The sequence below is a fragment of the Nocardia carnea genome (assembly GCF_029868855.1).
Classification (GTDB): Bacteria; Actinomycetota; Actinomycetes; order Mycobacteriales; family Mycobacteriaceae; genus Nocardia; species Nocardia carnea_A.
The window spans coordinates 38,315-59,548 of record NZ_JARWOV010000114.1 but is presented as its reverse complement, the minus strand read 5'-3'; the positions used below and the strand labels follow the sequence as shown (position 1 = coordinate 59,548).

Below are 21,234 nucleotides of genomic sequence, written 5' to 3'. Positions count from 1 at the left end.
CACGAGCTGGCGGGGCGTGGAGCGCGGGGGGGGGGGCCCGCCCACCCCCCCGCCCCCCACCACCATCCGCCCCCGCGGGCCCCGCGGGGCGGCCCGCCCCCGCCCGGCCGCGGGGGGGGCGGCCTCCTCCGCGATGGGAACAATCAGGACATCTCCCTGGCGATACATGCGCTTCCTCCCGTTCCGGCACGCTCGCGCCGCAGTCGAGTGCAAGGTATCGGCGACCACCGACACTGTTCCGCGGCAACACGATCCCGGCAGGGTGAGCCGCGCAGGGCGCGGGCTCGCTCTGCGCATGTCGGACCGGGTTGGTAGAACGAGTCCGGAGATCGGGCCGATAGCGGCCCGGAGAGGAAACAGCATGCCCGAGTACCTCGAGCCGATGGAAGAGTTCGGTGGACTTCCCGTCTTCGCCTTCCCCGAATCGCCGGCCGACCCCGCGGAGGCCGCGACCATTCCTGCCGAGGTCGAATCGGTGGCGTGGCAGATCGGCGGCTCCGGCTTCGAGGTGGAGGTGCCGTGGCCGGAGCATTTCGCCCGGTTCTGCGATCACGTGGACACCACGCGGGTACGGGCTTTCGTGATCGGCTCGTGGGGCGATCTCGCCGACGGCGAATACGACCCGCCGGACGCGGTCATCGAGGCGATGGCCGCCGTACGCCACCGGTTCCCGGCGCTGCGGTCGGTGTTTCTCGGCGATATCTGCCCCGACCTCGCCGAGATCTCGTGGATCAGGCAAGGCCTGGTCACCGACCTGCTCGATGCCTTCCCATACCTGACGGAGTTCCTCGTCCGCGGCTCCGAGGATTTGCGCTTCGCACCGATCCGGCACGAGCGGCTCGAGAAGCTGACCATCCAGTCCGGTGGGTTACCGGCCGAGGTCGTACGCGGCATCGCCGCCGCCGATCTTCCGGCGCTCACGCATCTCGATCTCTGGCTCGGCACCCCTAACTACCTGGGTGATGCGGAGATCGCCGATCTCGCACCGATTCTGTCGGGCGACCGGCTGCCGAACCTGAAACATCTGGCCTTGCGCAACAGTGAAATGCAGGACGAGATCTGCGCGGCCCTGGCCGCGGCGCCCGTGGTGGCCCGGTTGGAGACCTTGGACATTTCCATGGGAACACTTTCCGATGCCGGGGCGGCCGCTCTCCTCGCCGGGCAACCTCTCACGCATCTGAAAAACCTCGATATGCACCACAATTTCCTGAGCCCGGAGATGTGCGCGCGGCTCCGCGAAACCTTGGAGCCGGGTGTATTCCTCGACCTGAATCCCGACCATGCCAGTTCGTACACTTACGATGGCGAAGTCCACCGATATATCTCGGTGAGCGAATAATGGTCGCGCACAAGGCAGACGGTTACCGCTGGGTGGTGGTCGGCAACGGCGCGAACCGGCGGGTCCGGTCGTTCTGCGCGGCGGTTGCCGAGGCGGCGACGGCTCCGCCGCGGGTGGTCGAATGGCTCGATGTCCTGCGCGACGGCGGACATACCTTCGCCGACGACGAACTGGTGCGGCTGGATTCGCCCGGGGAGGAACCGGAAGTGGACCGGCTGCTGCGCGGGCTCTCCGACCCGACCCGGGTCGAGGGTACGGCCCGCTGGTATCGAGCTTTCGGGTCCGCGGTGGCCTCGTTGCGTGGCGGACTCCGGCTCGACGATCCGGCGGATCTGGCGGTGCTGTTCGACAAACGGCTGTGTCATGCCCGGCTGACGGTGGCGGGCGTCGCGGTGCCCGAATCGCCGACATCGGGTCGCGGGCGGGCCATCACCGGCTGGGACGATGTTCGGGGATACCTGCGGGAACCGGATATGCGGCGGGTATTCGTGAAGATCGCGCACGGCTCGTCGGCCTCCGGTGTGCTCGCGGTCGAAGCTCATCCCCGGGGATCCGTCCGGGCCACCACTTCGGTCGAACTCACCGCGGACGGCGCGCTGCACAATTCCCTGCGCGTCCGCCGCTACCGCACCGAACCCGAGATCGCCGCGATCGTCGACCGCCTCGCACCGGACGGCCTGCATCTCGAACGGTGGGTGCCGAAATCGACGCTGCGCGGCCGCGCCGCGGATCTGCGGGTGCTGGTCGTCGCCGGCCGGGCGACCCATATCGTCGTCCGCACCGCCGCGGTGCCCATCACCAACCTGCATCTCGGTGGCTCCCGTGGGGATCCGGAAGCAGTCCGGGAAGCGGCGGGGCAGTATTGGCACCAGGCCCTCGACCTCGCGGAGCAGGCGGCGGCCTGTTTCCCCGCCACCCTGTGCGTTGGGGTGGATCTGCTGCCCACCCACGGCTGGCGCCGTTTCGTCGTGGGCGAGGTGAACGCCTTCGGTGATCTGCTGCCCCGGACCACCGGCCTGCCCGGGACACCGTCCGCGGGTCTGGACACCTACGCGGCCCAGGTCGCCGCCGCGCCGCGCTGGTACGGTGCCATGCGCACCGCATCGGCACCGGAGGACATCCATGTACCGGCCTGAGATGAACGAGGTGGTCGGCCGGGACGATCTGCTCCTGCTCACCCTCGACACCCTGCGCTACGACGTGGCCGTCGAAGAGGCCGCCGCCGGCCGGCTGCCCAATCTGACGGCGGTCCTTCCGGACGGCCGCTGGGAAGAACGCCACGCACCAGGCAATTTCACCTACGCCTCCCACCAGGCGATATTCGCCGGGTTCCTGCCGACACCGGCAACGCCCGGCCCCCATCCCCGTTTGTTCGCCGCCCGGTTCGCGGGCAGCGAGACCACCGACCCGGACACCTTCGTATTCGACCACCCCGACCTGCCGACGGCTCTCGCAGCGCTCGGCTACCGCACGGTCTGTATCGGCGGGGTGGGTTTCTTCAACAAGCAGGGCGCACTGGGCAGTGCGCTGCCCGGGTTGTTCGCCGAGAGCTACTGGGAACAGGAGTTCTCGGTCACCTCCCCCACCTCGTTCGAGGCGCAGGTCGCGCGGGCCGAGGAGCTGATCGCCGGAACTCCGGCCGACCGGCGACTGTTCCTTTTCCTCAACGTCTCTGCCCTGCACCAGCCGAATTGGTTCCATCTGCCCGGGGCGACAAAGACATCCGGTGACACCCGGGAAACCCATGCCGCGGCGCTGCGCTACGTCGACCGCCACCTGCCTCGGCTGTTCGATGCACTGCGCCCGCGTGGTCGCTGTTTCGCCATCGTCTGTTCCGATCACGGCACCGCCTACGGGGAGGACGGGTACACCGGGCACCGGCTCGGCCACGATGTGGTGTGGACGGTTCCCTACGCCCATTTCTTCCTGGAACCCGGAATCTCCGGCGCCCCGGAAACCGGCTCGGAGGTTCCCGCCGCGCGGGCAACGCCGCCGGAGGTCGAAGTTCCGCAGGCCCGGCAGAGTACCGAGGACACAGCATGACCTCTACCCGGATTGGGTTACCCCGGCCGTACCAGAGTTACGTCTACGCCTACCCGCACAAGACCGCATACCGCCCGCTGGCACCGCAGCCCTCGTTACGAGACCTGTGGGCCGGCGAACCGCGCGACGCGCTCTCGCTGTACCTGCATATCCCGTTCTGCGAGATCCGCTGTGGTTTCTGCAATCTGTTCACCCGTGTCGGCGCCCCCGGTGATCTCACCACCCGTTATCTCGACGCGCTCACCCGCCAGGCCGAAACGGTGCGCGACGCCCTGGGCGATCCCCTGCGTTTCGCCACCGCGGCCTTCGGCGGCGGCACCCCCACCTATCTCGACGCCGGCGAGCTCACCCGGTTGTGCGATATCGCCGAGCACACCATGGGCGCCGATCTGCACGGTATCGGTTTCTCCGTGGAAACCTCCCCCGCCACCGCGACCGCCGATCGGCTGGCCGTGCTCGCGGCGCGTGGCGCCACTCGGATAAGCCTCGGCGTCCAGAGCTTCGACGAATCCGAGGCACGGGCCGCCGTACGCCCGCAGCGCCGCGCGGAGGTGGAATCCGCACTGGCCCGGATCCGCGACACCGGGGTCGCGAACCTGAATATCGACCTGATCTACGGCATCGACGGGCAGACTCCGCGGAGCTGGCGCGCCTCTCTCGACGCGGCGCTGGCCTGGCAGCCGGAGGAGATCTACCTCTATCCGCTGTACGTGCGTCCGCTGACCGGCCTGTCCCGGCGTATGGACGAGGCCGCGGATCCGGTGTGGGACGAGCAACGCCTGCGGTTGTACCGGCAGGGTCGCGACCGGCTGCTCGCCGGCGGTTATCAGCAGCGCTCCATGCGAATGTTCCGGCGTATCGATGCCCCGGCGAGCGGACCCGACGACTACTCGTGCCAGACCGACGGCATGATCGGACTCGGCTGCGGTGCCCGCTCCTACACCCGGGGCCTGCACTACTCCTTCGATTACGCGGTACAGGTCGCCGAGATCCGCGCGATCATCGACAGCTACACGGCCACCACCGATTTCGGCTACGCGGTGCACGGTCGCGTGATCGACGAGGACGAGGCCCGGCGCCGCTTCCTGCTCCAGTCGATCCTGCAGGCGGACGGGTTGGTGGTCGCCGACTACCGAGGCCGTTTCGACACCGACCCGCATACCGATTTCCCGGTCGAACTGGGCGTACTCGCCGACCGGGGCTGGCTCGCCGGCACCGCCGGTGAGCTGCTGCGGCTATCCCCCGAGGGACTGGCGTATTCCGATGCCATCGGCCCCGAGTTCTTCTCCTCCGCGGTGCGCGCCGCCATGGCCGAGTACGAACTGCGGTGACCGGCCGTGGACCTCACCCTGCTGTATCGCGGCCCCCTCGCCTCCTGCGATTACGACTGCCCGTACTGCCCGTTCGCCAAGAGACGCGATACGCCCACACAGCTACGCACGGACCGAGCGGCCCTCGAACGTTTCACCGCATGGGTGCGCGCGCAGCGTGGCGACCGGATCTCGGTGCTGTTCACCCCGTGGGGTGAAGGCCTGGTCCGCTCCTGGTACCGCCGAGCCCTGGTCGCGCTCTCCCATGAGCCCCATGTGCGCCGGGTCGCCATCCAGACCAATCTCAGCTGCCGTACCGATTGGTTGCGCGAGGCCGACCGCGACACCGTGGCGCTGTGGTGCACCTACCATCCCGATCAGACGCACTACCCGCGATTTCTCGAGAAGACCCGGCAACTGGCCGGAGCCGGGATCCGGTTCAGCGTGGGCATGGTGGGCCTCCCGGACCACCTCGACCGAGCCCACCGCCTCCGTGCCGACCTGCCCGGCCACATCTACCTCTGGATCAACGCCGCCGAGGGCCACACCTACACCGACACCGAAGCTGCCGAGTGGACCACCCTGGACCCGCTCTTCCCGTTCAGCCGCGACCCGCACCGCTCCCTGGGCCGGGGCTGTCGCACCGGCGATACGGTGCTGTCCGTCGACGGCGACGGTACGGTTCACCGCTGCCACTTCGTGAAGGAGTCCCTCGGCAACCTCTACGACGGTTCCTATCGCGACGCGCTGGGCCCGCGCCCCTGCCCGCGCGCTCTCTGCGACTGCCATATCGGTTACGTCCATCTGGAAACCCTCCCTCTCTACGACGTGTTCGCGGGTGGGGTACTCGAACGGATCCCGGCCGGCACCGCCCGGCACGGCGCGGTCGACCTGCCCATACCGGTGGTCCCGGATACGGGCGACGCCCGCACACCGGCTTCGTACCGGTAGTGCGGGCGTCACCCGGGCCGATTCAGCGCAGCGCGGCGGTCTCCGCGAGAACCTTCTCCTTGTGCTGTTGCCGCAGTGCGCCGTGGTGCGGGCTGCGGCGCACGAACAGGTAGGCGATCGCCAGGACGACGAACCAGACCGGTGTCACCAGCAGAGCCTGCAGCGTATCGCTCTCCTGGGTGAGCGCCCAGACGATGAAAACGAAGAACGCCAGGACGGCCCAGACCATCGGGATCCCGCCGGGCATCTTGAACGTCGATGCGGCATGCAGTTGCGGTCGCCGTTTGCGGTAGACGAGATAGCTGGCCAGGATCATCGTCCACACGAACATGAAGCACAGCGACGAGATGGTCGTGACCACCGTGAACGCTTCGACGATCGACTGCCCGGCGTAGAGCAGCACCACACCGATCAACAGGAACGCGCAGGAGAAACGCAGCGCGTTGGCCGGGACCCGACGCGGGGACAGTTTCCCGAACACCGCGGGCGCGTTACCTTCACCCGCCAGGCCGAACACCATCCGTGAGGTCGAGTAGATACCCGAGTTGGCGCTGGAGGTCGCACTGGTCAGCACCACGAAGTTGACCACGCTCGCGGCGATACCGAGTCCGGCCAGGGTGAACATCGCCACGAACGGGCTCTCGTCCGCCGATACCTGGCGCCACGGGGTCACCGCGCAGATCACGACGAGGGCGCCGACATAGAACAGCAGGATCCGGACCGGGATCGAATTCACCGCGCGAGGCAAGGTTTGCTCGGGATTCTTGGTTTCGGCGGCGGTGGTGCCCACGAGTTCGATGCCGACGAAGGCGAACACCGCGATCTGGAAGCCGGCGACGAAGCCCATCGGGCCGGTCGGGAAGAAGCCGCCGTCGTTCCACAGGTTGGCCAGCGAGGCCGGCGTACCGCTGTCACCGGTGAACCCGGTCAGCACCATCACCAGACCGGTCACGATCAGCGCCCCGATGGCGATGATCTTGATCAGGGCGAACCAGAACTCGGTCTCCCCGAAGGCGCGCACCGTGGGCAGGTTCAGAACCAGCAGCACCGCGATACAGACCAGCGCCGGGATCCACACCGGCAGATCCGGCCACCAGAACGCGACATAGCCGGCGATCGCCACGACATCGGCGATACCGGTGACCACCCAGCAGAACCAGTAGGTCCAGCCGGTGAAGAATCCCGCCCACGGGCCGAGCAGATCACCGGCGAAATCCGCGAACGATTTGTAGCCGGAGTTCGAGAGCAGCAACTCCCCCATCGCCCGCATCACGAAGAAGAGGAAGAAACCGATGATCATGTAGACGAGGATCACGGAGGGCCCGGCCAGCGAGATCGTCTTTCCCGACCCCATGAACAGTCCGGTACCGATCGCGCCGCCGATCGCGATCAGCTGGATATGTCGATTGGCCAGCTGCCGGCTGAGACCGCCCGGCCCCTCGGGGTCACCTGTTTTCGCCCCATCATCGCCAGAACCCCCGTGGCCCTGCAGCACGGCCATTTTTCTCCCTCCAGAGTCGATCGGACAGCCCATCCGACCACCATCGGCGGCATCGCGCTGCGCAGCGCTGGCGCACTGCCTACGGAGCAGCCGATCGGCACCGGTACCCGGGGCACCGGGCACGGGGCCATTGCGTAACGGCTGTCCGATTGCATCCGAACTGGTCAGAGCAGGTCCGTCCGGGCCTGTGGCCCGTCGAGGAACGGTACGCCACCCGAAATTCGCCCCGGCCCCGGGCTGCGCCGGTCGAGGCCACCACCACCTGGTTGACTGGTCGGCTGTGTTCCGATTGATGTTCCACGAACCGCGTATACCGGGCAATACAGGTAATGCGATCCGGCTGGCCGCCGGCACGGGCAGCGAGTTACATCTGATCGAGCCGCTCGGCTTCGATATGTCGGAGGCCAAGCTGCGGCGAGCCGGACTGGACTACCACGACCTGGCCTCGGTGACGGTCCATCCGGACCTGGCCACCGCATGGTCGCGGCTGCGTCCGGAGCGGGTGTACGCATTCACGACGAGAGCGGGCACCGCGCACACCGAGATCGCCTACCGGCCCGGTGACGTGCTGCTCTTCGGCGCCGAACCGTCCGGGCTACCGGCCGGAGTGCTCGCCGACGGCCACATCACCGGCGAGGTCCGCATCCCGATGCTGCCGGGACGCCGGTCGATGAACCTCGCCAACGCGGCGGCGGTGGCGGTGTATGAGGCGTGGCGCCAGCACGGGTTCCCGGGCGCGGTCTAGCCCCCGTCAGCCGATCTCGAACCTCTTGTGCCGGGCGGTCGCTCCCGCGGTGAGGCGCACCGCGCTCTTCGGGACCCCGAAGTAGCCGGCGAGCAGTTCGGCAGCCGCCTTGTTCGCTTTTCCCTCGACGGCGGGCGCCCGCACCCACAGCTGCAAGGTGCCGTCGGGGAGTTCTTCCACCAGCGGTCCTTTGCGACTGTTCGGCTTGATCACCGCATGCACTGTGGTCGGCACGCCGCCCTACTCCCCGGCCGGTGCACCGGACTCGTCGGCGGATCCGCCGGATTTGTCCGCGGAACGAGCCGACTTGTCCGCGGGCGCGCCGGGCTCGACCGCCGTTGCCACGGATTTGCCGGCGCCGGGCTCGACGGCCGGCTCGGCGGTGACGTCCGGAGTGCCGGTGCCCACCCGGGGTGCGACCGCGGCGGTGGTGCGGGATGCGTTACGCCGTCCCCGGAAGAGCCGGACGACCGCCGCGACGATCGCGCCGAGCACGGCGAGGAAGCCCAGCCACGGCAGTGCCTGCCCGGCGAACACCACGGCATCCTTCAGCCAGTCGATCAGCGAATTCCACCCGTCGACCACACCGTCCCAGAAGTTGGCCGGTCCGGTATCACCTTTCTTCTCCGCGGTGGTGCTGATATCGATTGTCAGGGTGGAGAGGGTGATCTGGTCGTCGAGGTAGCGCCGCTGGCCGGTGAGGCTGTCGAGTTCGGCCTGCCGGTCGGCGAGTGCTCCTTCGGCGGCGATCAGGTCGGCGGTGTTGGCCGCGCGGGCCATCAGGTCGCGGAGCCGGTCCACCGAGGCGCGCAGAGCGGTGATCCGGGCGTCGAGGTCCTGCCACTGCAGGGTGACATCGTCGCGATTGGTGCTGATCTCGGTGACCTCACCGATCTCCCCGAGACCGTCGATGAACGCGTCGGTTTCGCCGGCCGGGATCCGGATGACCAGATTCGCGTGCGGATCGTTGTCCTCGGTGCCGGGATTTTCGGTGCGCTGATCGATTCGCCCGTCGAGGCGGGCCACCCGGTCGGTAAGGGTCTGCGCGGCGGCGATCGGGTCGTCTGCGGTGAGATCCACCGTCCCCGTGACGACTTCCTTACGGTCGGTGACCTGCGGTTTGTTGTCCGGTGCGGGCGCCTGCTCCCGCGCCGGCGACTGCTGGATCCGGAACCCCGGGGTCGCGGCGGGTGCGCCATCTTCCATCGATGCCGGCGCCTCTGTGGTGGAGCCGGAACCGCCACCGCACCCGGCCAGCAGTACTGAACCACACAGGACCACGATCAACACCCCGAGCTTTCGCATGCTGGCAGCGTAATGCGTGTTCCGGAATCCGGTACCCGAACGCCGAGCCCGCAACCCCCGGCACCGATACCACCCACCCGGCAGCACCACCGCCCGCCGGTCGGCTTCTCGAACTTGCCCTCGCCGAACGCAACGTAACCAGCGGCGGCACCGAGTCTTACGAGGCCCTGAAAGGTTTCGGCCCGTCCCAGCTTTCCGTGCTCGATGCGATGCGCCGCAGGCGCGAGTGTCGAGTGCGGAAAGCAGGGACCTCAGGGGGCCGAAACCCGCGGCGCCGCAGGCGCCGCAAAATAAACACAGCTAACGGAAGTCGCGGGAACGCGAACCGATACGCATATCCAGGCGGCGGAGTTGTTCGGCGTAGATACTCACCGCCCCTTCGGCATTCTGTACCCGCCCGCGGATCAGCAACGCTGTCGCGCCCTGGGCGAGCCGGCGGTAGCGGGTCCACAGACCCGCCGAGCACACCACGTTCACCATGCCGGTTTCGTCTTCCAGGTTCAGGAAGGTGACCCCGCCGGCGGTGGCGGGCCGCTGCCGGTGGGTGACCGCACCACCGACCAGGACCCGGGTTCCGTCGGGGACCGCGAGCAGGCCGGCGGCCGGGATCACCCCGAGTGCGTCGAGGCGGGGGCGCAGGAACTGGGTGGGATAGCTGTTCGGCGAAACCCCGGTGGCCCAGACGTCGGCGGCTGCGTGTTCGAGGTCGCTCATACCGGGCAGGACGGGTGTGCCGGTCGAGGCGCCGGTGCCGGGTAGCCGGTCGGCGCGTTCGCCCGCAGCCGCGCCGGCCGCCCACAACGCTTCCCGGCGCGAATAGCCGAGACTTCCGAGCGCGCCCGCGGTGGCCAGCGACTCCGCCTGTGCGACTGACATTTCCACACGACCGGTGAGGTCGAGGAAAGAAGTGTAGGGACCGCCTTCCGCACGTGCCGCCACGATTTTGTCCGCGAGATCCGAACCGATTCCGCGTACCGCCGCCAGGCCCAGCCGTACTTCGGTGCCCCGCTGTTCCAGCGTGGCTTCGGCGAGACCGGCGTTGATATCCGGGCCGTGCACCGCGACCCCGTGCCGGCGGGCATCGGCGACCAGTGACTGCGGGGAATAGAAACCCATCGGCTGGGCCCGTAGCAATCCGGCGCAGAAAGCCGCGGGATAGTGCAGTTTGAACCAGGCGGAGTAGAACACCAAAGCCGCGAAACTCTGTGAATGGCTTTCCGGGAACCCGAAATTGGCGAAAGCGAGTAGCTTCTCGTAGATACGGTCGGCGAGTTCGCCGGTTATCCCGTGCAGGTCGCGCATTCCCTGGTACAGCCGGCCGCGTAACCGCTCCATCTTCTCCGGAGAACGTTTCGACCCCATCGCGCGGCGCAGTTGATCGGCCTCCACCGGAGTGAATCCGGCGACATCGACCGCCATCTGCATCAACTGTTCCTGGAAAAGTGGCACGCCGAGGGTGCGTTCGAGCGAGTTCCGCAGCGCCTCGTGATCGAAGGCGACCGGCTCCAGTCCGTTCTTGCGGCGGATATAGGGATGCACCGAACCACCCTGGATGGGTCCGGGCCGGATCAGCGCCACCTCGACCACCAGATCGAAGAACTTTTTCGGCTTCAACCGCGGCAGGGTCGCCATCTGCGCACGGGATTCCACCTGGAAGACCCCTACCGAATCCGCACGGCAGAGCATTTCGTACACGGCAGGTTCGGTGAGATCCAGGGTATGCAGTTCGACCGTCACTCCGATGTGCTCGCGCACCAGATCGATCATGTAGTGCAGCGCGGACAGCATACCCAGCCCGAGCAGGTCGAATTTCACCAAACCCGCTGCGGCGCAATCATCTTTGTCCCACTGCAGCACACTGCGCCCGGCCATCCGCGCCCATTCCACCGGGCATACGTCGGCGATGGGCCGATCACAGATCACCATCCCGCCGGAATGGATCCCCAGGTGCCGGGGCAGTCCTTCGATATCGGCGGCCAGTTCGAGTACCGGTGCGGGGATATCGGTGCCGGTTTCCGCGCCGACCCCGGTCCATCGGCTCACCTGCCGGCTCCAGGCATCCTGCTGGCCGGGGGCGAAACCGAGCGCGCGGGCGGCATCACGCACCGCGGATTTCCCGCGATAGGTGATCACATTCGCCACCTGCGCCGCATTCTCCCGGCCGTATCTGCGGTACACGTATTGGATCGCCTCCTCACGGCGGTCCGATTCGATATCCACATCGATATCGGGCGGCCCGTCCCGCTCCGGAGAGAGAAAGCGTTCGAACAACAACTTGTTGGCCACCGGATCGACATTGGTGATCCCGATGGCGAAGCAGACCGCGGAATTGGCGGCCGAACCCCGTCCCTGGCACAGGATGTCGTGCTCGTGGCAGAACCGCACGATATCGTGCACCACCAGGAAATAGCCGGGGAAACCGAGCTGCTCGATCACGGCGAGTTCGTGTTCGAGCTGCCGATAGGCGGCCGGGTTCCGGGTCGGTGGCCCGTACCGGTCGGCAGCGCCGCGCAGGGTGAGTTCACGCAGCCAGGAGTTCTCGTCGTGGCCGGCGGGCACATCGAACGGCGGCAGCTGCGGTGCGATCAATTTCAGATCGAACGCGCATTCCCGCGCGATGAGTACCGAATTCGATACGGCAGCCGGGAATTTCTCGAACAAACCGGCCATTTCCGCACCCGAACGCAGATGGGTGCCACCGGTGGGCGCCAGCCACCCGGCAAGATCGTCGAGGCTGCGCCGGGCGCGGATAGCGGCCAGCGCGGCGGCGCGGCGGCCACGGGCCGGGGTCGCGAAATGAGCAGCCGTGGTCGCGACCACAGGGATCCCTGCCCGCTCCGCCACCGCGGCGAGCGCGCTGTTGCGCTCGTCGTCATCCGGCAGGCCGTAGTGGGTGAGTTCCACCGCGACCCGGTCGGCGCCGAAACGCTCGCACAGGTCGCGCAGGGCAGCCTCGGTGCGCAGCGGTTGCCCGCCGCCCGCAAGGTCCTGTTCCAGCGCCCGCCGCACGCGTCCCTTACGGCAGCCGGTGAGTATCTGCCAGTGCCCACCGGCTGCCGCGGTGAGCGCGTCGAGGTCGTAACGCAGGATCCCCTTCTCCCCGGCTGCCATATGCGCCGCCGCGAGCTCCCGGGACAGCCGCCGATAACCTTCCTGCCCGCGCGCCAGCACCAGTAGATGCTCACCCTCCGGGTCCGGGGCGCCGGTACGCGGTGGGGAGTCCGCACGCACCGGGCCGGCACCCGCGATCCGTGCCGGGTCGGCACCATTGCGCTGCACCGGATCGACATCGTTGCGGGTCCGGACCGAGCCGCCCCCCGGCACCGGATCGGGCTGCGGTACAGCAGTTTCCACCAGAGTGAGTTCCGCCCCGTACACCGTGGGCATACCGTATTCGGCTGCGGCCTCGGCGAATCGCACCACCCCGTAGTAACCGTTGTGGTCGGTGAGCGCGATCGCCGACAACCCCAGCCGCGCGGCCTCGGCAACCATCTCCTCCGGCGGCGAGGCACCGTCGAGAAAACTGAACGCCGAATGCGCATGCAGTTCCGCGTACGGAACCACCGGGCCCGCCGGCCGGACCAGCGGTTCGGCCCGGTACTCCCCGCGACTGCGGCTCCAAGCCGGGGCGTCGCCGCCGTCGCCGGGTTGCTGCCCGGGCTTCGCGCGACCGGACAGCACCCGTTCCAGCTCCGCCCAGGTGGGTGGGCCGTTACTCCATCCCATACGCCACCTCAGCAGGCCACCCGGTCGGTGGACTCGGCGGCCAGCAGGGTCGCGACATGGTCCACTCCGGCCCGGATCACCCGCCCGTAGGCATCGTCGGCGAGAACACTCGCATGCCCGCGGGCCAGCGCCAGTTGCATCCGGGCCACATCGAAGTCGCCGACCAGCCGGTGACTGTCGGCCAGGCTCAGATACAGCGACGGCAGGAATCCGAGCAGCCCGTCGTCGAGCGGGACGCCGGGCACGAATGCCGAGTCGAGCGCCCGGGTATCCCAGAGCAACGCCTCCTCGGCCGTGTCCTGGAGATCGGCCAGGTGATGGGCGACCACGCTCCGGTACAGCGGCTCCCCGTCCGTACCGAGCTGATCCCACAGCATTTGCAGCGCTCGGCGCGCTGCCTCTCGATTCACGCCGCCGAGCCGCACCGCGGCATAGATATCCGCCATCCGATCGTCCGTCATGAACCCAAGTATCGCACATATGTTCGAATGATGAGAGTTGTATTCGAACTCGTTTTCGAACAGATTCGACTCTGGCGCGCTTTCTTACTTTGGAGTAAGTTCGGCCGGGATAGACCTGTACAGAGGGGCTGCTGATGAGCGCAAACGGAACCCGCCGCGACAAACGCGACCTCACCGGCCGCCACGTCCTCATCACCGGCGCCTCGTCCGGGATCGGCCGGGCGGCGGCGGTGGCGGTGGCGAAGAAGGGCGCGGTGGTGCTGCTGCTCGCCCGCCGCGAGGACGAACTCGCCGCGGTGGTGGACGAGATCGGAGCCGGCGGTGGCGCCGCCCACGGATACCCTTGCGATATCACCGATTCCGCCTCGGTCGAGGCGACACTGGCAAAGATCACCGCCGAGCACGGCCACGTGGACATGCTCGTCAACAACGCCGGCCGCTCCATCCGGCGGGCCATCCACCGCTCCACCGACCGGCTACACGATTACGAACGCACCATGGCCGTCAACTACTTCGGCGCGCTGCGGCTCACGCTGGCCCTGCTCCCGCAGATGCGGGAACGAAAATTCGGCCATATCGTCAACATCAGCAGCGCCGGCGTACAGGTGGCCACCCCGCGATACTCCGCCTACCTGGCCAGTAAGGCCGCCTTGGACAAATTCACCGAGGTAGCGGCAGTGGAGACCATGGCCGACGGGGTCACCTTCACCACCATCCACATGCCACTGGTCCGCACCCCGATGATCGCCCCCACCGGCAACCAGGGCCCGGCCGAATCACCGGAGTGGGCGGCTGCGACCATCGTCCGCGCTTTGACCGAGCGTCCCCGGCGGATCGATGTCCCGGTCGGCACCCTCGGCGAATACGGCGCCCTGTTCGCACCGCGCATCCGCGATCTCGTCCTGCACCGCTACTACCGGATGATCCCCGATTCCCCGGCCGCGCGCGGCGAACAGGCCGAACCCCTCCCCCAGTCGCGACTCACCATGGTGCGCGACGTGGAGACCAGCGTCCCCGAGGACGACGACCTCCCCGGGCACCCGCGGCCGTCCGGTCCGCTACCTCGCGTACGGGCGAGAGCGGCGCGGGGCACCGGAGCGGTCCTGCGCCGCGCCGCCCGCTGGGTTCCCGGGACACACTGGTGAGCGCCGCCTCCGATCCCGATCGACTGCCGTGAGCAGCGAGAAAGAGGCGGTACTCGACGCGGTTCTGGAGTTGATCGCCACCCGTGGCGTTGCCGAAACGACCCCGCGGCGGGTCGCGGATCGATCCGGCGTCGACGGCAAAACCCTGCGCAGGCTGTACGGCGACCGCTACGGGATGCTGATGACCGCCGCCAAAACACTCGAACTGACCCGCGACCGCCTGCTGGCCGCGGCCGAAGAAGCCCACCGGCCGACCACGGTGACACACCGCCGCAACTACTTGGAGGCGGTCGTGCGCGCCCTGTTGCTCGGCCTGGCCGACCACCGCGATCTACTGGTACGCACCGAACTGATCGCGAACGCGCGGCTGGTCGGCGGCCTGGACGCGGAGACCCGCTGGATGGGCGAACGCGACCGCGCCGTCGTCGCCGAGGCACTGGTACGAGTGGGCGCCGCCGAGATCGAACTGGAAACCGAGCGGCTGGTCACCCTGCTCAACGGGTTGGCTTTCGAACTCGTCTATCCGCACGGCGCCCGCGAAGGCATCGCCGACCGGGTCCTCCGGCACCATATCGCCTCGATCGTGCACTGACCCGCGCATCGTTGCGCCCGCGCGGGATATCGGGCGGTATGGGCGTCCGGGAGTACGCCTACGAACTGTGCGACAACCGCAGGTTCCCGCACGACAGCGGCGGCCGGCGCCGCCGGGTCAGAGGTCGAAGACGCGCTGGGCGGGCGGTAGCGGCGGGCACGCGGCCGAGATCCGAGCTACGAGTTGCCACGGTCGGTTCCCGTCGACCGACGATTTGCCGCTGGTCAGAATCCCGCCGGCGAGGCCGCGCTCCGGGTCGGCCCAGCCGTACTGGGTGGTGAACCCGCTGCGTCCGAAATGCGCGGCGGTATCGCGGCCGAATTTCGAACGCCGTCCGCCCAATTCGTAGCCGCCGCGGCTCACCCGTCCGGCGACACCCGGCACCCGCGGGGCGGGCCGTACCATCTCGCGCACAGTTTCCGGGCGCATGACCCGGACCCCGTCGAGTTCGCCGCCCCGCGCCAGGATCTCGTAGAAACGCGCGAGTTCGGCGGCGGTCGTCACGAGATTTCCCGACGGCAGTTCCGCGGTGAGGAACGCACGATTGGACTCGCGATTCACCGCATCCTTCGCGAATCCGCCGCCCAGCGCCTTACCCGCGACGAACGAAGCGAGCCGCGACGGCGGCGGCCCGGTCTTCACGCTCGGCACCACCGCGTCCACGTCTTCGGGCCGCACGCCCAGGTTCGTCCAGCGGAACCCCAGCGGGTCCAGTATCCGTTCGGCCAGATGGTCCCGGATCCGTTTACCGGTGGCCCGCTGCACCAGCAATCGCTGGATCAAACCGCTGGTGAGGGCGTGGTAGACGCGGAACCGGCCCGGTGGATAACTGGGTTTCAGCGCGGCCAGCCCACGGAGGGCGAGCTCTTCGTCGAAGGTCATTTCGTGGCCGCGGAAGGGCGGGGTCACGAACGGCACCCCGGCGGAATGGGCGAGCACTTGGCCGATGGTGATCGCGGCCTTACCATTCGCCGCGAATTCGGGGATGTAATCGCTGACCCGGTCGTCGTAGCCGAATGCCCCCTGTTCGATGAGCAGGAACAGCACCGCCGCGGAAACGCCCTTCGCAGTGGAGAATCCGCAGAACGGCGATTCGGTGGTCACCGGAATGCGCTCGGCGTCCGGGCCGTCGCCCGGCGCGTTACCCCAGCCGTGTCCGATCGCCCGGTTCAGCACGACCTTCCCGTTGCGGCGCAGGCACACCTGGATCGCGGGTGTTCCGCCCAGCCGGTACCAGTCGCGTACCGATTCCCAGATCGCGGCGATATCCGCCGGCGCCACGCCTACCTCGGCAGGGTCTGCTTCCGGGCCGATACAGGTGATGTCGTCCAGCTGGGCGGCAACCGGAACCAGGAGCGCGGAATCTGCCTTCACCCGCCCCAGAGTAGCCACGCGAGCCACGACGGGCGGGGCCGAATTCGTGCCGTCGCGGATGCCGGCGGGCCTGCTCGGCACTTACCGCCCAGCGCCCGCGGCCCGGCACGATGACCAGCCCGAACACTATCGTGACAGAGATCACCGAAGGTGGTTACCGGTAACTGTGCTCTGATCATCGGAGAAGCAACCGCTTGTTTCCTCCTGTCGAGAGGTGACCATGACGTCCGCGAATACGCGCCTGTCCCGGGCACACATCTGGCTGCTCACCCTGTCCTCCATGGCCGTCGCACTGGTCATCGCCGCGATGGCCGCGCTGTATACGGCGCTGCCGGAGATCGCCGCCGACACCGGCGCGAGCCAGCAGCAACTCACCTGGGTGGTCGACGGTTACACCCTCGCGCTGGCCTGCCTGGTCCTGTTCTCCGGTGCGCTCGGCGACCGGTACGGCCGCCGGATCATGATGGTGCTCGGGCTGGTCGTCTTCGCGATCGCGTCCGCGATACCGCTGTTCCTGGACGCACCGCACTGGATCATCGCCGCCCGCGCGGTCGCGGGTGTGGGCGCGGCGCTGGTCATGCCGTCCACACTGTCGCTGCTGACCGGTGGTTTTCCGGCCGAGAAGCGCGGGGTCGCGGTGGGGTTGTGGGCCGGTGTGGTCAGTGGCGGCGCCGTCATAGGCATCCTCGGCTCCGGCCTACTGCTGCAGGTGTGGTCGTGGCAGGCGATCTTCCTCGCGATGACCATCGCCGGCGCGGTCCTCGCGATCGCCGGTTGCACGGTGCCGGAATCGGTGGACGAACTGCGTCCGCCGCTGGACTTCTGGGGCGGTATCACGGCCTCCATCGCGGTCGGAGCAGTGGTGGTCGGGGCGATCGAGGCACCGGTACGCGGCTGGGCCGATCCGCTGGTTCTCGGGCTGTTCGGCGCCGGAATCCTCGCCGGGGTCGGGTTCGCGACGGTGGAACTGCGCGTTCCGCATCCCCTGCTGGATGTCCGGCTGTTCGCCGACCGCGGTTTCGGCAGCGGGGCGGTGAGCGTCGGGGTGCAGTTCCTGGTTGCGTTCGGTTACTTCTTGCTGTTCGTGCAGTACATGCAGTTGATCTTCGGGTATTCCCCGCTCATGTCGGCGCTGGCGATGGCGCCCATGATCGCGCCCCTCATCGGGATATCGATCTTCGCGCCCCGGCTGGCCGAACGTTTCGGTCTGCGACTGCCGACATTCATCGGTCTGCTGTGCGTCGGCACGGCGCTCATACTGGTCTCCCGGACCACTGTGGACAGCACCTACATCGATGTCCTGTGGCCGCTGCTGATCCTCAGCACCGGGCTCGGACTGTGCACCGCGCCCGCGACCGCCGCGATCATCAACGGCACACCCCCGGAAAAACACGGGGTGGCGTCGGCGGTCAACGATGCGTCCCGGGAGCTCGGTGCGGCCATCGGGATCGCGGTATCCGGCAGCATCCTGGCAGTCGGCTACACCGACCGGATCGCCCCGGCGCTGCCCAGCCTGCCCGAGCAGGCACGCGGCCCGGTCGGCGATTCACTCGCCGCGGCGCTGGAGGTCACCGAGCAGGCCGGACCGGTCGCGGCACCGCTGGCGGATTTCGCCAAGGAAGCCTTCGTGCACGGAGCCCAGCAGGCCTCGCTGGCCCTCGGCATCCTGACCGTGGTGATGGCGTTCGTGCTGGGTGCGTGGGCGCCCGGCCGGATCCGCAAGACCACCGGACCGGTTACCGAGGAACAGGTACTGACGAACCGATGAATCGGTACCCCCAGGGCCACCGGTGCCGAAACACCGGATCCCGGGTCACTGCCACGGAACTGGACCCGCCGAATACGCGAATCGGCCGATGACCCCACCGATCGAACGACATCCGGCGCAGAGTTCGGCGCCCGCTTCCGTTCGATCCGGGAGCGGGCGCCGAACTCTGCCGGTTTATCCCGGCTGACGAGGAGCACTACCTGACCGGCGCCTCCGCCGATTCGGTGATTCCCGCGTTGTCAGGCGAGGGGGATTCGGTCCGCACCGGCTCAGCGTTGCCGGCAGGAGCTTCGGGGGTCTCGTCGGCGCCGGTCTCGGGATCCGCGGCTGCCGCGGCGGCGCGCGCCGTACGGGATTTCTGCCACGCATAGCCGGTGAGCGCGACCGCCACCACCACGATCACCACGTAGGCGATCGTGCGCGGTGCGCCCTCGATATCGAAGCTCTTGAACAGCGTGCGCGCGTTCGTCAGCACCAGCACACCGCCGACGCCGGTACCGAGCACCGCCGGCGCCACCCGGCTCACCAGCCACGCCGCGAGTGGCGCGGCCAGCACACCACCCAGCGCCAGGCCCGCGATGATCAGCAGATTGTCGAAGAATTCCGAGCCGAGGCCGAGCAGGAACCCGACACTGGCAGACGCCGAGACGATGAACTCCGAGGCGCTCACCGTACCGATGACCCGGCGGGGCGCCGCCCGGCCGGTGGTCAGCAGTGTGCTGGTGGTGACCGGACCCCAGCCGCCACCGCCGCTGGCATCGATGAAACCGCCGAACAGGCCGAGCGGGGTCAGGAATTTCGCGGAGTGCGCGGCCTTCTCCGACGCGGCGAGCTCCAGCGGCGGCCGGGACGAGAACCGGACGATCAGGAACACGCCGATCGCCAGCAGGATTCCCGCGGTCACCGGTGCGGCGGCCTCGGTGGAGATCCGGGAGAGCACGGTCGCGCCGAGAAACGCGCCGACACCGCCGGGCACGCCCAGCCGCAGCACCATCTTCCAGTCCACATTGCCGAACCGCCAGTGCGAGATACCCGACGCCAGCGTGGTCGCCACCTCCGCGAAATGCACGGCCGCGCTCGCGTGCGCCGCACCCGTACCGCTGAGCACGAGCAGCGTCGTCGCGGTGACGCCGAAGGCCATCCCGAGCGTGCCGTCGACGATCTGCGCGCCGATACCCACGAGGGTGAAAACAAGTAACTTGATCATGACGGTGTGCTCCCGAACCTGGACCGGAGATCCGAGGTTACGACGCGCGCGCCGTCCTGGCACCGGTTGCGATCACCGTGAATTCAACCCTACGCCGTGACATACCAGCAGGTCACAGGGTTCACCGGAAAATCGTTCGGCGAGATCTCCCACGCCTGGTAAGACTGGCCGGTGCCCACCCGTACCTGCCGCCGGATAATCCTCCGGGACCGGCCTGCCGCCGGAATCACCGCCACCACCTTCGCCACGCAGACCGTGCCCCGGCCGGTCCCGGCGGCCGGCGAGGCGCTGATCGAGGTGGTCTGGCTCGGTATCGACGCCACCCAGCGCACCTGGCTCAACCCGGCAGAGACCTACATCCGGCCGGTGGAAATCGGTGCCGTGATGCGCGGTAGCGGGGTGGGCCAGGTGATCGAATCGCGCAACCCGGAGCTGCCGGAGGGGCAGTGGGTCTACGGCGAACTCGGCTGGCAGGAGTACGCGGTCGCGCGCACCACCGGCCTTTTCGGCGTGAATCCGGTCCCGCCGGGTATCGAACCCCGCCATATGCTGACGGTTTTCGGGGTCAGCGGACTGACCGCCTATATCGGGGTGAACCAGGTGTTGCGGGTCGGGGAGGCCGATACCGTGCTGGTCACCGGGGCAGCCGGTAGTGTCGGCTCGCTCGCCGGGCAGATCGCCCGGCTGTCCGGTGCGAAAGTGATCGGTACCGCGGGGTCGGCCCGGAAGGCGGACTGGGTACGCGAGACCGCGGGGTTCGACGCCTGCCTGAACTACCGCACCGGCGATGTCCGGGCCGGGCTACGCGAATTCGCGCCGGACGGTCTCACCGCGGTATTCGACAATATCGGCGGCGTTCTCCTGGAACAGGCACTCGACAATCTGGCCGTGCATGCCCGTATCGCCCTGTGCGGCTCCATCTCCTCCGGCTACACCGCCGACGGTTACGGAACCGGCCCGGCCAATTACATGCAGCTGGCGTTTCGCCGCGCCCGTATGGAGGGTTTCCTCTTCTTCGACCACGCCGAAGCCTTCCCGGCGGCACTGGCCCGGCTGGCCGGGTGGGTTTCCGCGGGCGAACTACGCTGGGCCGAAGATATCGTCGACGGCCTGGAGCAGGCTCCCACCGCCCTGCAACGGCTGTTCGACGGGGCGAACCTCGGCAAACAGTTGGTCCGGGTGCGGCCGGCGGAGTAACCCTTGCTCAGTACTGCTGACGTCGGTCGACGGCGCCCGCCCCGATCGACCCCAGCAGCGTGATGATGCACAGCCCGGCGATCAGGTTGATCGCGGCCGTGGCGATCTTGGCGTCCAGCCCGGCCACCAGTGTGAAAGGCAGCAGGACCGCCAGTGCCGTGACCAGGCCCGTGATCCAGTAGAAGAACTGCAGCGGATTCGGCATCAGCGCGAGGAGCAGGTTCAGCAGGCCGGTGGCGGCGATCGCGGCGGCGGCGCCGGCTATCGCGTACGAGGTGGTCGAGACCGTGCCGTAGGCGCCCGCGCCCTCCGGGGAGAGCACCGCGATGTTCAGGATGCCGCGCACCAGCATGATGGCGACCACGATGACCAGGGCCACCACCACAGCGGTGCCGAGTCCGCCCGCCCACAGCCGGCCCAAATTGATTTTGGGCTCCGCCGGCTCCGCATAACCCGGCGGCTCGGAGTAACCCGGTTGCTGCGGGTATCCCGGCTGTTGTTGGTGACCCTGTCGGTAAGGGTCCTGCCGTCCATAGTTGTACGACGGATCCGTCATAGGCAGAAACTACC

General features: G+C 68.3%; 18 protein-coding genes. 10 read left to right on the top strand and 8 right to left on the bottom strand.

Annotated elements, in window-relative coordinates; translation table 11 throughout:
• The first annotated feature begins 361 nt into the window (after positions 1–361).
• The 5 genes from QH195_RS11480 to QH195_RS11460 are packed head-to-tail and all read left to right on the top strand — an operon-like array spanning position 362 to position 5,643.
• The gene (locus QH195_RS11480) at positions 362–1,339 is read left to right on the top strand and encodes an STM4015 family protein (RefSeq protein WP_280435337.1); all 978 of its coding nucleotides are present in this window, start codon (positions 362–364) and stop codon (positions 1,337–1,339) included.
• Positions 1,339–2,475 (top strand): STM4014 family protein, encoded by a 1,137-nt coding sequence (locus tag QH195_RS11475; protein ID WP_280435336.1) that lies wholly within the window; start codon positions 1,339–1,341, stop codon positions 2,473–2,475. The genes QH195_RS11480 and QH195_RS11475 overlap by 1 nt, the downstream gene beginning before the upstream one ends.
• A gap of 1 nt (position 2,476) precedes the next feature.
• Entirely contained in the window at positions 2,477–3,382 is a 906-nt protein-coding gene (locus QH195_RS11470) for an STM4013/SEN3800 family hydrolase (protein ID WP_280435335.1), read from the top strand.
• Positions 3,379–4,713, top strand: a complete 1,335-nt coding sequence (locus tag QH195_RS11465; RefSeq protein WP_280435334.1) for an STM4012 family radical SAM protein — start codon at positions 3,379–3,381, stop codon at positions 4,711–4,713. Before QH195_RS11470 ends, QH195_RS11465 begins: the two co-directional genes overlap by 4 nt.
• 6 nt (positions 4,714–4,719) lie before the next feature.
• On the top strand, positions 4,720–5,643 hold the full coding sequence (locus tag QH195_RS11460) for an STM4011 family radical SAM protein (protein WP_280435333.1): 924 nt from the start codon (positions 4,720–4,722) through the stop codon (positions 5,641–5,643).
• Positions 5,644–5,665: 22 nt separating this feature from the next.
• Here QH195_RS11460 and cycA read toward each other — a convergent pair whose 3' ends face one another.
• Positions 5,666–7,144 (bottom strand): D-serine/D-alanine/glycine transporter, encoded by a 1,479-nt coding sequence (cycA, locus tag QH195_RS11455; RefSeq protein WP_280435332.1) that lies wholly within the window; start codon positions 7,142–7,144, stop codon positions 5,666–5,668.
• Between the two features lie 280 nt (positions 7,145–7,424).
• On the opposite strand from cycA, the gene QH195_RS11450 reads away from it, so the two are divergent.
• Entirely contained in the window at positions 7,425–7,889 is a 465-nt protein-coding gene (locus tag QH195_RS11450; RefSeq protein WP_280435331.1) for a tRNA (cytidine(34)-2'-O)-methyltransferase, read from the top strand.
• Between the two features lie 6 nt (positions 7,890–7,895).
• Here QH195_RS11450 and QH195_RS11445 read toward each other — a convergent pair whose 3' ends face one another.
• The 4 genes from QH195_RS11445 to QH195_RS11430 form a co-directional block, all read right to left on the bottom strand.
• On the bottom strand, positions 7,896–8,123 hold the full coding sequence (locus QH195_RS11445) for a DUF167 domain-containing protein (RefSeq protein WP_280435330.1): 228 nt from the start codon (positions 8,121–8,123) through the stop codon (positions 7,896–7,898).
• A gap of 6 nt (positions 8,124–8,129) precedes the next feature.
• Positions 8,130–9,194 carry a DUF4349 domain-containing protein gene (locus QH195_RS11440; protein WP_280435329.1) on the bottom strand — a complete coding sequence of 355 codons (1,065 nt, stop codon included), beginning with the start codon at positions 9,192–9,194 and terminating at the stop codon, positions 8,130–8,132.
• Between the two features lie 300 nt (positions 9,195–9,494).
• Positions 9,495–12,920 carry an error-prone DNA polymerase gene (locus QH195_RS11435; RefSeq protein ID WP_280435328.1) on the bottom strand — a complete coding sequence of 1,142 codons (3,426 nt, stop codon included), beginning with the start codon at positions 12,918–12,920 and terminating at the stop codon, positions 9,495–9,497.
• Between the two features lie 8 nt (positions 12,921–12,928).
• The gene (locus tag QH195_RS11430; protein ID WP_280421645.1) at positions 12,929–13,381 is read right to left on the bottom strand and encodes a hypothetical protein; all 453 of its coding nucleotides are present in this window, start codon (positions 13,379–13,381) and stop codon (positions 12,929–12,931) included.
• A 134-nt stretch (positions 13,382–13,515) separates the two neighbouring features.
• Here QH195_RS11430 and QH195_RS11425 point away from each other — a divergent pair, with 134 nt between their 5' ends.
• Together QH195_RS11425 and QH195_RS11420 are read left to right on the top strand one after the other, a co-directional pair.
• Complete coding sequence (locus QH195_RS11425; RefSeq protein WP_280421646.1) at positions 13,516–14,526, top strand: SDR family NAD(P)-dependent oxidoreductase; 1,011 nt, start codon at positions 13,516–13,518, stop codon at positions 14,524–14,526.
• Between the two features lie 28 nt (positions 14,527–14,554).
• Entirely contained in the window at positions 14,555–15,118 is a 564-nt protein-coding gene (locus tag QH195_RS11420; protein WP_280435327.1) for a hypothetical protein, read from the top strand.
• 117 nt (positions 15,119–15,235) lie between these two features.
• Here QH195_RS11420 and QH195_RS11415 read toward each other — a convergent pair whose 3' ends face one another.
• Positions 15,236–16,492, bottom strand: a complete 1,257-nt coding sequence (locus tag QH195_RS11415; RefSeq protein WP_280435326.1) for a serine hydrolase — start codon at positions 16,490–16,492, stop codon at positions 15,236–15,238.
• A 220-nt stretch (positions 16,493–16,712) separates the two neighbouring features.
• Here QH195_RS11415 and QH195_RS11410 point away from each other — a divergent pair, with 220 nt between their 5' ends.
• Positions 16,713–18,260 (top strand): MFS transporter, encoded by a 1,548-nt coding sequence (locus tag QH195_RS11410; protein ID WP_280421649.1) that lies wholly within the window; start codon positions 16,713–16,715, stop codon positions 18,258–18,260.
• A gap of 196 nt (positions 18,261–18,456) precedes the next feature.
• Here the strand turns inward: QH195_RS11410 and QH195_RS11405 are convergent, their stop codons facing one another.
• Positions 18,457–19,467, bottom strand: a complete 1,011-nt coding sequence (locus tag QH195_RS11405) for a sulfite exporter TauE/SafE family protein (protein ID WP_280435325.1) — start codon at positions 19,465–19,467, stop codon at positions 18,457–18,459.
• A 171-nt stretch (positions 19,468–19,638) separates the two neighbouring features.
• On the opposite strand from QH195_RS11405, the gene QH195_RS11400 reads away from it, so the two are divergent.
• A complete protein-coding gene (locus QH195_RS11400; RefSeq protein WP_280435324.1) occupies positions 19,639–20,664 on the top strand; it encodes an NADP-dependent oxidoreductase in 1,026 nt (341 codons plus the stop codon).
• A gap of 7 nt (positions 20,665–20,671) precedes the next feature.
• Here QH195_RS11400 and QH195_RS11395 read toward each other — a convergent pair whose 3' ends face one another.
• Positions 20,672–21,220, bottom strand: coding sequence for a DUF6069 family protein (locus QH195_RS11395; protein WP_280423020.1), 549 nt, complete (start codon positions 21,218–21,220; stop codon positions 20,672–20,674).
• Between the last annotated feature and the right edge of the window lie 14 nt (positions 21,221–21,234).